Genomic DNA, 14,029 nt, shown 5'->3' with positions numbered 1-14,029 from the left:
TCAGCCGCCGGCGCCGGAGGCCGTTCGGCATGACGCATCAGATCGATCGTGTGCCCGTCGCAACGGTGCGGGCAGGAACCCGCAAGTACGAGCCCAAAGCGCTGCCATATGTAACATCTGCCAGTCCGATCTGTGTGATTCACCGGTGGCTGCGGTTTCTCGCTTGCTGTTACATTCCGCGTCTGCGAGCCGGTTCGAGCACGGCTCGTACGGGTTCCACCTCCCACGTCGAAGGTCCCCCAGCCGTCCTCGGACCCGTGACGGCCGCTACCCGAATCGGCCGGTTCTTCTCCTGCACGGCTTTCGTCCGCGCTGCCATGCCCCCTGCGCAGCGCTGCAATCAGAGAGGGAGGGTCCGATGACGACCACATTCCTGCCACGCCTGGTGGCCGGCAAGGCACTGGTGATAGGCGCCGTGCTGGCCCTGGCTGTGCCCGGGGTCGCGTACGCCAACACCGTGAGCGTGACCGTGAAGACCCCCGGCGCCACCACCGGCCCGGCCAACACGTTCTCCGAGATCTCCACCCACGCGGACTGCGGCAGCGGTCTCGTCTCCGGTGGTGGCATCGACCAGGCCATCGGCACCGGTACGTCGTCCAACGGCAACCACGTGAACGGCACCGAGCCCAGCTCCGACGGCTCCACCGAGTACACCGGCTCGACCGGTGTCGTGGGCACCGACAACACCCACTGGCTCGGCATCGGCGGCAGCGGCGGCGCGGTGAACGGTTCGTTCTCCTCCACCCCGTACGCGGTGTGCTTCAGCAGCAACCTGATCAACCACACCCAGACCGTCATGAACAAGGCCGCCGGGCCGACCACCGCGTCGACGCCCCTCGCCGTCACGGCGACCTGCCCGGCCAACACCGTTCTGCTCGGCGGCGGCGCCCGGACCACCCCCGCCGACGTCGGCAGCCTCAAGCCGATCGCGAGCTTCCCCACCTTCAACAACTCCGCGCACGACTTCGGCCTGAAGGCCGCGGCCGACGGTGAGACCAACCCCGACTCCTGGACGGCGGTGGGCTTCAACGGCGGCGGTGGCGGCACCACCAACACCACGTACGCGTACGCGATCTGCAGCGGCAACGGCATCAACGTCAGCGGCGTCACCGTGAAGGTCCACTACAGCGAGGTGAGCGGCCCGACCTCGGCCACCGCGGGCCAGACCGTGACCGTGGGCTGCGGTGCCGACGGCAAGCTGGTCAGCGGCGGCGCGGCCATCAGCGGCGGCAGCGTCACGACCACCGACTTCACCGCGCCGGGCTCGGGCGGCGACCACCTCAACGGCAGCTTCCCCAGCGACAGCAGTGGCAATCCGGTCGGCGACGGGACCACCACGGCCGCGTACTGGACCGCCTACACCCACACCGGCGGAGCCAGCTCCCCCAACACCTACTCGGACGTCTGGGCGCTCTGCGCCAACGACGGCGTCTGAGCCACCGGTTGAACCCGAACCGCAGGCGGGCCCGGCCCGCCTGCGGAGCGCCCGTACCCCCACCTTGGCTGCCCACAGGGCCGGAGAAACAGTGTCAACACCCATGAGCGACCGCAGCCCGACCTCCCGTCGGACCAACTTCAGATCCAAGATGATGTCGGTGGCCGGCGCCACCGGCCTCGTCGCCGCCGCGATCGTGCCCCTCACCGCGGCTGACGCCGGCGCGGCGGGCGCGACCGAGCCCTGTGGCACCGGCGGCGTCTTCACCACGGCGCCGCAGCCCACCTGCACCTACAACTCCGTGGGCACGGACACCTTCACCGTCCCGGACGGCGTGACCGCGGTCGACGTCGACCTGTTCGGCGGCGAGGGCGGCAGCGCGGCGGGCTATATCGACCCGCACCCGGCGACCGCCGGCGCCCCCGGCGGCCTCGGCGGCGAGACCCGCGCCACCTTGCCGGTGACCCCGGGCCAGACCCTCCAGCTGACCACCGGCGCGGCCGGCATCCCCGGGTCGTCCCGGCACGGTGAGTTCGCCCGTCCCGGCGGCACCGGCCACGGGGGCGGCGGTGGCGGCGCGCACGGAGGCGGCGGTTCGGGCGGCGGCGGCTCGGACGTGCGGGTCGGCGCCTTCGGCAGCTCCGACCGCGTCCTGGTAGCCGGCGGCGGCGGTGGCGCGGGCAACGGCGGCCCCAAGTTGCGGGGCGGCGCCGGCGGCGGTCCGGTCGGCCAGGACGGCGGCCAGAGCAACGGACCGCTGGGCTCCGGCCTGGCCGGCGGCGGCGCCACCCAGACCGCGGCCGGTCACGGCAACCCCAACACCCTGAACGGCGGCCCCGGCACCCCGGGCATCGACCTCGACCCGATCACCAGCGAGCCCAACCCCGGCAGCGGCGGCACCGGCGGCAACGGCGGTGCGGGCGGCCCCGGCGGCGGTGGCGGTGGCGGCTGGCACGGCGGTGGCGGCGGCTCCGGCGGTGGGAACCCGGGCTACTTCCCGGGCGCGGGCGGTGGCGGCGGCAGCAGCCACGCGGAGCCGTCGGCGACCAACGTCTCGCTCCTCCAGGGCGTTCACCACGGCAACGGCAAGGCGATCGTCAGGTTCCAGTACGGGACGTCGGTCGCGCTCAGCACGGACACCGCCCGCCCGCTCTTCGGCCACGCCATCACCGTGACCGCCACCGTGGCCTCGGCCAACCCGGGCGCGGGCGCCCCGACCGGGTCGGTCACCTTCTCGGACGGGACGACCACGCTGGCGACCGTACCGCTGAACAACGGCCGGGCGACGTTCACCACCAGCAAGTTCCAGCCGGGCGACCACCCCATCACCGCCGTCTACAGCGGCGACCCGGTGTTCACGGCGAGCGCCACGGACGCGCCCACCGACGCCACCGTCGGCTTCAGCCAGCCGTGCATCACGGACCATGACGGCCCGCTGACCGTCGCCGCCGGCCAGTCGCTGTGCATCGCATCCGGCGGTACGCAGAACGGCCCGGTGGAGGTGCAGCCCGGCGGAGCGCTGGCGATCTCGGGTGCGGAGATCAACGGCCCGGTGACCTCGGACGGCGCCCTCGCCGTCGCCATCTGTCACTCGACCCTCGACGCGCCGGTAACCCTCACGGACACCAGCGGCTTCGTACTGCTGGGCGACGGTGAGGGGACGGACTGCGCGGGCAACGCCTTCAAGGCCTCACTGACCCTGGACCGCAACACCGGCGGACTTGAGGTTTCGTCCAACACGATGTCGGCGCCGGTGAGGATCAACGACAACAGTGGCAGCGGCCTGCTGCCTGAGGACCTCGTCCCGGGGCTCGAGGGCAACCAGGTCGGGGCACCGCTGCGCTGCGCGGGCAACGCACCCGCCCTGCAGCAGTCGGGCAACACCGTGACCGGGCCGCGCTTCGGCCAGTGCAAGTGAGCTGAGCCTCCGGGCGCGTGTGGTCGGCGATCGGCCAGCCCAGCAGGCGCCGGAGTACACATCGATGCCACGATCAAGGCGCCCGCCCGAGCTGCCGGGCGAGGACCTTCGCACGCTGCTAGCCTCCCGCCACGCACCACACCCGGGGGGATCATGGACGAGGGCCAGGCAACCCTCATCGTCGGCATCATGGCCGCCGCGAGCGCCGTTCTCGCCTTCATCGGTGGCAAGATGGGCGCCAGGATCGGCGCCGACGCACTCCGAAAACAGGTCGCAGACCAAGCCCAGCACGAATACGCCCACTGGGTCCGCCAAGAACGCCGACAGATCTTCGGCGAGACCATCCGCGCCTACAGCCAGTTCGCGCAAACACTCACCAAACTCAGGATCGCCATCCGCGACGACGAGCCCACCGACGAGCTGATCGAGGCGGCAGTAGAAGAGCGAGCCCTGCTGCACATCAGCTGCTACAACACCCGTCTGCTCGGCCCCGCATCAGTGCATGAAGCCGCGGTCCAACTGGCTTCGGCCGCGGAAGTGGGCGTTGAAGAGCACAAGCTGGTGGCATTCCACGCAGTGCACGGGAACGCGACCCAGCTCAGCGACGCCCGCCGCCGTTTGGCAGCCGCACGAAGTGACATGGGCGACAGACTCACGTCGTTCACCCGGGCCAGCCGGGAAGTCCTGCTCGAGCCCCCTACCAACGCACCGACAGCTCCGAGCTGACGCCCCGAGCAGCAACCAGGAATAGGGATCACGGACGGGGGAAAGGCGGCCCTCTACGCCAAAGCACTGGCCATACAGGCCGCTCTCACGTTCACCGATGAATGAAACCATCGCAGGTACCGAGCATCCGTAACTCACCTCCATGTCACGGAATTTTCTCGGGCAGGCGAGGAACGGTACGTTCCCTCCCTTATGGTGACGCTGACTCGATACTTACTGAGAGTGAGGAGCAACATCCATGGCGGTCTCGAGCGGATTGCATGTCAGCCCGGAATTTCCCGCGATGCTCCAGCGGATCGACGCGCTCGGCGGGGCGCTCGAGGCGAACGCGGACGCGGCCGAGGAGCTCGGCAGACTCACCGAGGGCATCGCGGGGGCGTTACTGGGTGCTGGTGTCGTGGCGGCCGCACTGCCGCAGAGCCTCGGCGGCTACGAGTTCTCCCCACGCCAATTGATAGAGACAGTCGAGCGGGTCAGCTACCACGATTCCTCGGCCGGTTGGACGATGATGGCGCTGCAGTTGATGACCGGCACCACTGCGGCCTATGTCGATGCCGTTGCGGCAGCCGACTTGTTCCCGGATGTCGCGGGTGGGGACCACGCATTGTTGGCCGGGCACGGCACCCGCCCCGGCCGGGCCGTCCCGGTGGAGGGTGGCTATCTGGTGAGCGGTAGTTGGCAGTTCGCCTCCGGTATGGCACACGCCACCCATATCCACAGTGCGATCCAGGTCGAGGGCACCGGGGAGCTGCGGGTGCTGGCGATGCCGAAGTCGCAGGTGGAACTCGTCGACAACTGGGATGTGCTCGGGCTGCGGGCGACGCACAGTATCGATTACCACTGCTCCGATGTGCTTGTCCCGGCGACGCACACGTATCTCGCCACAACGACGGACCCGGCCAGTGGCGGCGCGATCTACCGCCTCGGATTGGTCAACATGTCCGCAATTGGACACACCGGTTGGGCGTTCGGTGTCGGGCGGCGCCTGCTCGATGAGCTGAAGTCGGTGGCCGCGGCCAAATCCGGCACACGTAACGCCGCCGTCGACACCGCGCAGTTCCACGCGGAGTACGCGACCGCCGAAGCCAAGCTTCGCTCGGCACGGGCGTGGGCGATGGAGGTATGGCGAGGTATCGAAGAGACCTTGGATGCCGGCGAGTTGCTGAGTACCGAGCAGGACACTCTGCTCAGGCTGGCGCTCAACCACGCGACGTGGACCGTGCAGGACGTGGGTCAGACGGTGCACCGATGGGCGGGGACGGCGGCGATCCGACGCGGGCCGATCGACCGCTTTCTGCGTGATCTCGGCACAGGTACCCAGCACATCACCTCAAGCCCCACGGTCCTGCAGAACTGCGGGAAGTGGCTCAGTGGCGCACAACCCCAAGCGCACTGGGAATTCCTCGACTTGACGCAGTGACGGCCAGGTCGGCGAGTGCGCGCCGCCCCAAAGCGAGCCCGAAGATCCGGCGTTCGCCCGGCTCGCGGATTTCATGGTGAAGCGCGACCTCGCCGCCTGTGGGGGCTCTCAAACAGGGCGCACTCGCGCCGGATCAGGCGGTGATCGAGTGCCGGCGCCCAGTCGCGTTCACCGATGAGCGGCCAGCACCGCCGCGAGGCCCTCTCGCAGGTCCTTGACGAAATACTCGGGAACCTCCAGCGACGGGAAGTGTCCCCCGCTTTCGGGCGACCCCCATCGGACGATCTTTCGGTACCGCTCCTGTGCCCAGGGGCGCGGACACTTCTCGACGTCGCGGGGGTACATGGTGATTGCTGACGGGACGTCGACCCGAAGTTCGGGATCGAGCGCGTTGTGGCTCTCGTAGTAAATGCGGGCCGACGATGCGCCGGTCCGCGTCAGCCAATACAGGGTGACGTCGTCAAGAACGCGGTCTTTGGAAATCGTCTCGAAGGGGCTGTCCTCCGTGTCCGACCACTCGGCGAACTTGTCGAGGATCCAGGCAAGAAGCCCGACCGGTGAGTCGACGAGCGAGTAGCCGATGGTCTGCGGTCGGGTCGCCTGCTGCTTCGCGTACGCCGCGCGGTGGCGCCAGAAATCGCGGGTTTCCTCGGTCCACTTGCGCTCGACCGGCGTCAGCCCGTCCGTTGTCAACCCGGGCGGCCCCTCCGCGAACGTTGTGTGGATGCCGAGAACGTGCGCCGGGAACCTGCCGCCGAGAACCGTGGTGATATTGCCTCCCCAGTCACCACCGTGGGCTGCGAACTTGCCGTAGCCGAGCCTGCCCATCAGTTCCACCCATGCGGCCGCGATCTTTTCGGTTCCCCACCCGGTGGTGGCCGGCTTGTCGCTGTAACCAAAGCCAGGTAGCGACGGGACCACGACGTGGAACGCCGGCGCGTCTGCGTCTTCCGGATCTGCCAGCTCGTCCACTACATCGATGAACCGAACAATGCTGTCCGGCCAGCCGTGCGTCAAGAGCAGAGGAGTGGCGTCTGCGCGCACGGACCGGCGGTGCAGGAAGTGGATTCCCAGATCATCAATGGTCGTGCGGAACTGGCCGATCCGGTTGAGCCGCTCTTCGAACGACCGCCAGTTGTACCCGGTGCGCCAGTAGTTCACGAGATCGACGAGGTCGGCGAGCGGAACGCCCTGTTCCCATCGGCGAGGGTCGGGGGCGGCGCGATAGACCGTCTCGACCTCCGGTAGCCGCGCCGCGGCCAGTCGCGCGCGCAGATCGTCGAGGTCGGCGTCAGTTGCGTGGGCTTCAAATGCTTGCACGTCGCTGGTTGGACGGGGCATGAGACCTCCTGGCCATCATGGAACCGGCTATGACCTATCGGGAACCGTCTAAGGCGGTTCTAGCAGTCCTCCGAGCCGCGCTGCAACCAGCTAAGGTGGTTCCATGCGTGCTCGCTTCCCTGACTTCCGCCTCGGTAACGTGCTGGCGACCAGCTTCACGGGGACTCTGTCGGAGCGTCATGGCAACCCCGTGGAACGCATCCCCACGCCGGGCCGACTCGTCGACTGGCTGGCGGTGAACGGCCTCGCCGTGGACTCCTGCACCACCGCCCAGCTCGACCTCGCCCGGGAACTGAGGGAGTCGATTCACGCCGCCGCGACAGCGGCCGCTATCCAGGACGCTCTCCCCGCGTCTGCTGTCCAGGTCATCAATGACTGCAGCGCTCAGGGTCGGGCCGCGGCGATCCTGACGCCGGAGGGCAAGCGGCGATGGCGGCTCGGCTCGGCTTCCTGCGTGGAAGATGCCCTCAGCGTGATCGCCGCCGACGCGATCAGCATCATCGCAGGCGAACGAGACGGAGAATTGGCCTTGTGCGCATCACCAACCTGCCGAGCCGCCTTCTTCGACACCAGCCGAAGCCGCACTCGCAAGTGGTGTGACATGAACACCTGCGGGAATCGCCAGAAGAAGGCGCGCTTCCATGCCAATCAGCGCAAAAACCCCAGATCAGCGGAGTGATCGTTAACTCGGTGCATCCAAGTGGGCCCCAGCCCTCCGACACATCTGCGACACATCTGGCGGGGCGTTGGGTTCACCCCAGCGGCACCGACTCACTCACATGCGATGAGCCCCTTTCCTGCAGGGCCCTGGAAAGGCTCATCAGAGGGTGAGTTCGGGTCGATGGTGGTCCAGCCACAGGGCCAGGTCGACGATGCGTTCGAGGCGGAGGCGGTGGCCCCACTCCAGATGGTCGGGCGGGGTGTCGAGGCAGGGCTTGATGCGGGGCTCGTCGGCCAGGGCACGGACCTGCTCGGTGGACAGGGCCTCGCGGGCCAGGTTCTGCAGGCCGCGGTTGTAGTCGGGGTGGTGGGTGGCCGGATAGTGGTTCTTGGGGCGCCACAGGACCGACCCCGGCGCCAGGCCCCTACCGGCGGCGCGCAGCAGGCTCTTCTCCCGGCCGTCGAAGCTCTTCAGTGCCCAGGGCGTGGCGAAGGCGTACTCGACGAGGCGGTGGTCGCAGTAGGGGACGCGGACCTCCAGCCCCTGGGCCATGCTCAACCGGTCCTTGCGGTGCAGGAGTTGGCGCAGCCAGCGGGTCAGGGACAGGTGCTGCATCTCGCGTTGCCGGTGCTCGGCGGGGGTTTCGTCGTCCCGACGCGGTACGGCGGCCAGCGCGCTGCGGTAGGTGTCCTGACGGAACTCCCCCATGCGCAGGTCGAGCTCCGGGTTGAGCGGCATCGCGGCCTCGTCACCGGTGACGAGCAGCCACGGGAAGGTGGCCGCGGCCAGCGCCTTCGGGGTGTGGAACCAGGGGTAGCCGCCGAACACCTCGTCCGCCGCCTCGCCGGAGAGGGCCACGGTGGAGTGCCTGCGGATCTCGCCGAACAGCAGATACAGCGAGGTGTCCATGTCACCGACACCGATCGGCGAGTCCCGCGCCACGACGACCGCCTTGCGGTGCTCGGGGGCGAGCAGGGCACGCGGGTCGAGGACGACCGTGCTGTGATCGGTGCCGATGTGGGCGCCGGCCTCGGTGGCGTAGGGGGTGTCGTGGCCGGTGCGCAGTACGTCGCCGGTGAACCGCTCGGCCTGGTCGCTGTAGTCGACGGCGTAGGAGCGGATGCGGGCGGCCGGGCCTTCGCGCAGCCGGAGTTCGTCGGCGAGCAGTGCGGTCAGGACGGTGGAGTCGATGCCGCCGGAGAGCAGGCTGCACAGCGGGACGTCGGCCTCCAGTTGGCTGCGGGCGGCCGTACCGACCAGGTCGCGGACCCGTTCGACGGCCGTGTCCTGGTCGTCGTCGTGGACTTCGGCCTCCAGTTGCCAGTAGCGGCGTTCGCGGATGCCGTCCCGGTCCAGGACGAGCAGGCCGCCGGGCGTCACCTCACGTACGCCGGACCACACCGTCGGCCCGGTGTTGAACAGCAGGCTGTACGCCTCCCGCAGCCCGTCCGCGTCCACTCGGGGCCGTATCTCCGGGTGGGCGAACAGGGCCTTCGGCTCCGAGGCGAAGGCCACGCCACCGTCGACGGCCGCCCAGAACAGCGGTTTCACGCCGAGCCGGTCGCGGACCAGCAGCAGCCGCTGCGCACGGTCGTCCCAGACGGCGAGGGCGAACATCCCCTCCACGTGCTCGGCGAGGTCCTCGCCCCACTCGGCGTAGGCACGCAGTACCACCTCGGTGTCGCTGCGCGTGTGGAAGAGGTGTCCCCGGCCACGGAGTTCGGCCCGCAGCTCGTGATGGTTGTAGACCTCGCCGCTGTAGCTGAGCACGGTGGTCGGCCGGTCGGGCCGGTCGGTCATCGGCTGCGCACCGCCGGCCAGGTCGATGACGGCCAGGCGACGATGGCCGATCGCGGCGTGCTCGCCGAGCCAGACGCCGCCGTCGTCGGGTCCGCGCGGGGTGAGGGTGGCGGTCATGGCCTCGATGACCGGGGACTGGGTGCGGGCGTCGTGGTGGAAGGACGCCCAGCCGGTGATTCCGCACATGGGGGTGGCTCCTGGGTCAGGGACGGGCAGTGGGCGCCGCGTCGGCGGTCTTCTCGGGCACGGAGGTGGTCCGCCGAGTGGGCAGGGCGAGCAGGGGTACGGCGAGACAGGCGGCGGTGGCGGCCAGCGCGAGCCCAGCCCGTACGCCCTCGTCGGGCCCGGTCAGGCCCCAGACGGCGGTGGCCAGGGCGGGGCCGAGGGTGAAGCCGAGACTGCGGGCGAGCTGCATCGTGGACCCGACGGTCGCGGTCCGGCCCGGTGGGGCGGCGCCCATGACCAGGGCCTGGGTGGGGCCGCCGTTCAGGCCCATGCCGACGCCGGCCAGCGCCAGCCGCCAGGCCACGTCCAGCGGTGACCAGCCGTCGCCCAGCGGCACCAGCAGGAGCAGGCCGGCGGCGGTGACGGCGGCACCTGCGGCCGCGACCGGCCGGGCGCCGCACCTGTCGGCGAGGCGTCCACCGAGCTGCCCGGCCAGGCCCATGCCGAGCGGGAAGGCGAGGACGGTCAGCCCGGTCGTGGTGGCGCTGACGCCGTTGTCGCGCTGGAGATGCAGGGCGATCAGACAGTGCACGGCGGCGAATCCGACCGCGAGTGCCAGCACCGCGCCATGGGCCCGGAACAGCCCCGTCGCCCTCATGACACCGGTCAACGGCCGGCCGCCCGGACCGCGGAGCCACCACCAGAGCGTCGGGACCGCCGCGAGGGCGAGCACCAGCCACACCGGGTGGTCCGTTGCCAGGGTCAGCGCCAGCAGCAGGACCGCCACGCCCGAGGCCACCAGCAGTGCGTCCGCCGTCGACCGCCGGTCGGGACGGCGCAGCCCGCCGTCCCTCGGCATGGCCCGCCAGGCCACGGCCAGGGCGAGCACGCAGAAGGGGATCTTGAGCAGGAAGACCGAACGCCAGCCCAGGTGGTCGAGCACCAGCCCGCCCAGGGCCGGTCCGGTCACCGCGCCCAGCGGGCCCAGGGTGGCGGGCACGCTCATCGCCCGGCCGCGCAGCTCCGGTCGTACGGAGCGGATCGCGAGGACCGGCATCAGTACGAACAGCGCCGCCCCGAACGCACCCTGCATCAGCCGGGCGGCGATCAGCCAGGCCATCCAGGGCGCGGCGGCGGCCAGGACGCTGCACAGGCCGAAGCCGCAGGTCGCGACCAGCACGGCAGGACGCAGCCCCACACCGTCGAGCCACCGACCGACGGGCAGCAGCAGGGCCACGACGGGCAGTTGATAGCCCAGCACCGCCCACTGGGCCAGCGCGGTGGGCACGTGCAGACCATCGGCGAGGTCCGCCAGGGCCACGTTCACGATGTTCATGTCGAGCATCGCCACGAACGCCAGCACGCCCGCCACGGCGACCAGCGACCAGCGGTCCGCACCGTCGGACATGGGACCGGGCCGTTCCGGACCGGGACCGTGTGCCACTCTTCCCCCTCACCGTCGCGGTGGGCTGCCGGACGGCAACCGCACCTCATGAGTCGAGGAAGATCCGGGGCGAGTTCCCGGCCCATCCAGAAAGCGACCAGTGGACTTGCCTTCCACTCGTCTTCCGCTTGTCTTCCGCTCCGACCAGCAGGGGTAGCCGGTCCCGCGAGCGGAGTCCGGGCCCACGAACGGAGTCCGGACCCAGCGAGCGCAGTCCGGGCCGGCCCCCGTCCTCAGCCCCGAAACCGGCGCCCGCCCCAGCCGTGGAACTCCGTACTCCGCTCGGCCGACTCCTGAGGTGAGGGTGGCGGCCTGAACACCCCCGCCAGCGGATCCGTACACCACCGAAAGCCCCCCATGAAAACCCAGGAGTCCTCCATGGCCCAGAAGCAGTACGACGTCACCGGCATGAGCTGCGAGCACTGCGTCGCGAGCATCACGGAAGAGATCTCCGAGGTACCGGGGGTCAGCGAGGTCGTGGTCGACCTCGCCGCGAACACCGTCACGGTCCACGGCACGGACCTCGACGACGAGCGGCTGCGCGCTGCGGTCGTCGAGGCCGGTTACACCGTCGCCGCGCCGGCCGCCGCCTGAACCCGAAACCGCGAGCCGGGCGGGACGCACTGGCCGCCCTGCCCGGCTGCGTTCATCCGCCGGTGGCCGTCTCCACCGCCGCAGCCGTCTCCGTGCCGGCGGGCACCCGGTGATCGAAAGCGTTCAGCGGATCCCAGGGAACACTACGGAGTTGTTCAGCCCTGATGAGGCTTCCTGAAGTCGGTAGCTGCGGCGAGCGACCGTTGCGGTATCACTGCGCCGCCCCTTCACAGTGCACGCCGAGTTTGCTCAGGTCGGTCCATTCGTGGGTGCCGGACCCGTTGACGATGACCAGGCGGTCGAGGCGGTGTCCGCCGTTCTCCTTGCAGAGGTTCCGGCGCGCCTGGGCGTAGCTCTTGTGCCGTAGGACCCTCTCCAGGTCGGCTGTGCCGGCGTTGAAGTACCCCAGACCCACGGACGGCTCCAGGTTGATCTGAAGGACCCGGTCAAAGCCGGGCGGAGCCTCCTCGGGCCCCCGTTTCCCCTGCTTCGCCTTCCCCTTCTTGTTCTCCCCGTTGAGCTGTCTGGCGCCTTCGGCCATCCGTGGCCACAGCTTGCCCCAGGCTTCTATGGTCTTGACCTGCACGGCACGCCTGATCTCCTGGCCGCCTTGGTTGCTGATGAAGATGTAGTCGGTCTTGTACGTCTTGCCGTCTTCGGCCTTGTAGCCCCCGTCGAACCACACGCGCGCCTTCGGGTCGGTCTTCAGCAGGTACGCGACCTGCTGCAGTACACGGACACCACCGACCTTGTCGGTGGTGGAGAGGCTCTCGGCCAGGTCCTCGGGGTTCGCCAGGCGTCCGGAGGCAGCGATCACCATCAACAGGGGAAGCAGACCCCGGTCGTTGACGGCACGCAGGGCTTCGACCGCCTTCTCGTTCGTCTCCGTGTCGGTGCTGGCGGCGTCCTTCGTCATCAGGTCCAGTAGATTCGCGACGAGGGGCTTCAGCGGGGTGGCGACGTACACGTCATCCGGCTTCAGATTCCGTGCGTGCAGATGTTGGGCCACCTTGGGGTCGGGCCCGTACACGGCAGCTGAGTACACCCACGTGTAGTCGGTGTGCCGCACGGTCCTCCCCGTCCCAGTCGCCGCGTTGGGACGCGTGCCGCTGACCTCTTTGGACGCGTGGGGGGCCAGTGTGCCCAGCGGGTGGGCCCGGTCCGGGATGCCCGGGAAGCTCACATGGAGAGTTGCCTCCCCCGGCTCGTCCCCTTCGTTCCTGACCGTGAAGGAGTAGGAACACGGTTTGGTCGTGCACAGGTAGGGGTCGTTGCTGGTGACCGTGAAGTTCGGGCCCTGGGACGATGCTTCCTTGGCGGACGATGAGGGTGGAACGGCTGCGGCGGCTGCTTCGGCGGCGGACGTGCGGACGGCGGCCGCTTCCTTGTCCGTGGCGGGTTTCGGCTTCGCAGTGAGGTACGGGTTGTGGTAGTCGCCGTCGTCGACCGGCACCACCCGGTGGTCAGTGGCCTGGGCCGGGGTGTTTGCGGAGGTGCGCCAGGCGGCCGTCTCGATCGGTCTGGCGTCGGCGGGGTTGATCCCGACGGCGACGACCGTATAGGGAGCATCGGATGTGAGGACGACCGTTCGGCCCTGCGCGGTGTAGGACGTCGCTCTGCGCCCCTCAGGGCTCCCTGCGTCCTCCTGGACCACGGAGGGATCGGAGGTGACCTGGCGTACCACGGAGGCCAGCGACTTCGGCGTCAGGGAGCCCGCGTTCACGCCGAAGCTGTTGAGCATGTAGTAGCCGTCGCGCTTCTCCGGCGCTACCCAGCGGCCGCTGCTGGTCAGGTCCCTCCCGTAGTGCGGGCTCTGCTGCGCCCAGAAGTGGTCGTCGCCCTTGAGATAGAGCTGGTCGCCGGACCACGCCATGGCGGCCCTGCCGGTCACGGGTGCATCGAGGGTCCCCGTCGCCTTCCCCTTTGAGGTGACGGTCATCTCGGCACGGGTCGCGGGCTCGCCGCGGCCCGGTGCATAGACCGCCGACAGGTGCACACCCGGCAGCTTGTCCAGCGTGCGGGCAGCCGATGCGCCCCGGGCCGCCGCGGCGGCCGGTGATCCTCCACCCGACCCGTCCGAGCCTCCGTCCGCCTCGCCGGAACCCTCGGAACCGCCCGGCCAGAACACACCGGCCAGCACAACCGCCAGCGCGACGACCGCAGCGGCCAGCGACAAGAGCACCTTCCTGCGGCTGCCCGTGAACGTCTGCCCGGCAGGCCCGTGCGGCGGTACGGCGGGCGGACGGGGTGGCAGCGGAGGGACAGCCGGAGGAGCGGGCCACGGCGGCTGCGCCGGAGCCGGCGGGACGACAGACGGGGGCTGCTGCCCCTCCTGCGGTGCCGGCTTCCCGGACTCGTCCCCCGGCTGGTGATCGCCCACGCTGCCCCCTCGACCGTTTCCGCCAGTTGCTCGGTCTGATGACCTTACGACATCGGCGTGAGCCCCCGTAGTGCTGAACTCAGCTTGTTTTCAAGGGACTTGGGGACGCCCCGGGCGGCTCGGATCGAATCCCGAGCGACTCGGA

The 14,029-nt window shown here is 69.8% G+C and carries 10 protein-coding genes; 6 read left to right on the top strand and 4 right to left on the bottom strand.

Annotated features, from left to right (window positions below; translation table 11 throughout):
* Positions 1-358 precede the first annotated feature (358 nt).
* The 4 genes from AC0680_RS18895 to AC0680_RS18880 all read left to right on the top strand — a co-directional run bounded on the left by AC0680_RS18895 (position 359) and on the right by AC0680_RS18880 (position 5,499).
* A complete protein-coding gene (locus AC0680_RS18895; protein WP_478629921.1) occupies positions 359-1,435 on the top strand; it encodes a hypothetical protein in 1,077 nt (358 codons plus the stop codon).
* Positions 1,436-1,538: 103 nt separating this feature from the next.
* The gene (locus AC0680_RS18890) at positions 1,539-3,353 is read left to right on the top strand and encodes an Ig-like domain-containing protein (RefSeq protein WP_478629919.1); all 1,815 of its coding nucleotides are present in this window, start codon (positions 1,539-1,541) and stop codon (positions 3,351-3,353) included.
* A 153-nt stretch (positions 3,354-3,506) separates the two neighbouring features.
* Positions 3,507-4,079 (top strand): hypothetical protein, encoded by a 573-nt coding sequence (locus AC0680_RS18885; RefSeq protein WP_478629916.1) that lies wholly within the window; start codon positions 3,507-3,509, stop codon positions 4,077-4,079.
* A gap of 238 nt (positions 4,080-4,317) precedes the next feature.
* Positions 4,318-5,499 (top strand): acyl-CoA dehydrogenase family protein, encoded by a 1,182-nt coding sequence (locus tag AC0680_RS18880; protein WP_478629914.1) that lies wholly within the window; start codon positions 4,318-4,320, stop codon positions 5,497-5,499.
* Positions 5,500-5,667: 168 nt separating this feature from the next.
* On the opposite strand, the gene AC0680_RS18875 is transcribed toward AC0680_RS18880, so the two are convergent.
* Complete coding sequence (locus AC0680_RS18875) at positions 5,668-6,840, bottom strand: epoxide hydrolase family protein (protein WP_478629911.1); 1,173 nt, start codon at positions 6,838-6,840, stop codon at positions 5,668-5,670.
* 103 nt (positions 6,841-6,943) lie between these two features.
* Between AC0680_RS18875 and AC0680_RS18870 the strand changes: the two genes are divergently transcribed.
* Positions 6,944-7,519 (top strand): CGNR zinc finger domain-containing protein, encoded by a 576-nt coding sequence (locus AC0680_RS18870; protein ID WP_478629908.1) that lies wholly within the window; start codon positions 6,944-6,946, stop codon positions 7,517-7,519.
* A gap of 141 nt (positions 7,520-7,660) precedes the next feature.
* Here AC0680_RS18870 and asnB read toward each other — a convergent pair whose 3' ends face one another.
* Positions 7,661-9,487, bottom strand: a complete 1,827-nt coding sequence (gene asnB, locus AC0680_RS18865; protein WP_478629905.1) for an asparagine synthase (glutamine-hydrolyzing) — start codon at positions 9,485-9,487, stop codon at positions 7,661-7,663.
* Positions 9,488-9,503: 16 nt separating this feature from the next.
* Positions 9,504-10,874 (bottom strand): MFS transporter, encoded by a 1,371-nt coding sequence (locus AC0680_RS18860; RefSeq protein WP_478629903.1) that lies wholly within the window; start codon positions 10,872-10,874, stop codon positions 9,504-9,506.
* 414 nt (positions 10,875-11,288) lie between these two features.
* Between AC0680_RS18860 and AC0680_RS18855 the strand changes: the two genes are divergently transcribed.
* The gene (locus AC0680_RS18855) at positions 11,289-11,504 is read left to right on the top strand and encodes a heavy-metal-associated domain-containing protein (protein ID WP_478629900.1); all 216 of its coding nucleotides are present in this window, start codon (positions 11,289-11,291) and stop codon (positions 11,502-11,504) included.
* Between the two features lie 211 nt (positions 11,505-11,715).
* Here the strand turns inward: AC0680_RS18855 and AC0680_RS18850 are convergent, their stop codons facing one another.
* Positions 11,716-13,680, bottom strand: a complete 1,965-nt coding sequence (locus AC0680_RS18850) for a hypothetical protein (protein WP_478629898.1) — start codon at positions 13,678-13,680, stop codon at positions 11,716-11,718.
* Between the last annotated feature and the right edge of the window lie 349 nt (positions 13,681-14,029).

Source organism: Streptomyces sp. NPDC043738 (genome assembly GCF_056436545.1).
Note: the sequence above shows the minus strand (reverse complement) of the source record. Positions and strands in the feature narration are given on the sequence as shown.

Bases quoted from the DNA above. Each gene is read 5' to 3' on its own strand.
- AC0680_RS18895 (WP_478629921.1), top strand. From the start codon at position 359: ATGACGACCACATTCCTGCCACGCCTGGTGGCCGGCAAGGCACTGGTG.
- AC0680_RS18890 (WP_478629919.1), top strand. From the start codon at position 1,539: ATGAGCGACCGCAGCCCGACCTCCCGTCGGACCAACTTCAGATCCAAG.
- AC0680_RS18885 (WP_478629916.1), top strand. From the start codon at position 3,507: ATGGACGAGGGCCAGGCAACCCTCATCGTCGGCATCATGGCCGCCGCG.
- AC0680_RS18880 (WP_478629914.1), top strand. From the start codon at position 4,318: ATGGCGGTCTCGAGCGGATTGCATGTCAGCCCGGAATTTCCCGCGATG.
- AC0680_RS18875 (WP_478629911.1), bottom strand. From the start codon at position 6,840: ATGCCCCGTCCAACCAGCGACGTGCAAGCATTTGAAGCCCACGCAACT.
- AC0680_RS18870 (WP_478629908.1), top strand. From the start codon at position 6,944: ATGCGTGCTCGCTTCCCTGACTTCCGCCTCGGTAACGTGCTGGCGACC.
- asnB (WP_478629905.1), bottom strand. From the start codon at position 9,487: ATGTGCGGAATCACCGGCTGGGCGTCCTTCCACCACGACGCCCGCACC.
- AC0680_RS18860 (WP_478629903.1), bottom strand. From the start codon at position 10,874: ATGTCCGACGGTGCGGACCGCTGGTCGCTGGTCGCCGTGGCGGGCGTG.
- AC0680_RS18855 (WP_478629900.1), top strand. From the start codon at position 11,289: ATGGCCCAGAAGCAGTACGACGTCACCGGCATGAGCTGCGAGCACTGC.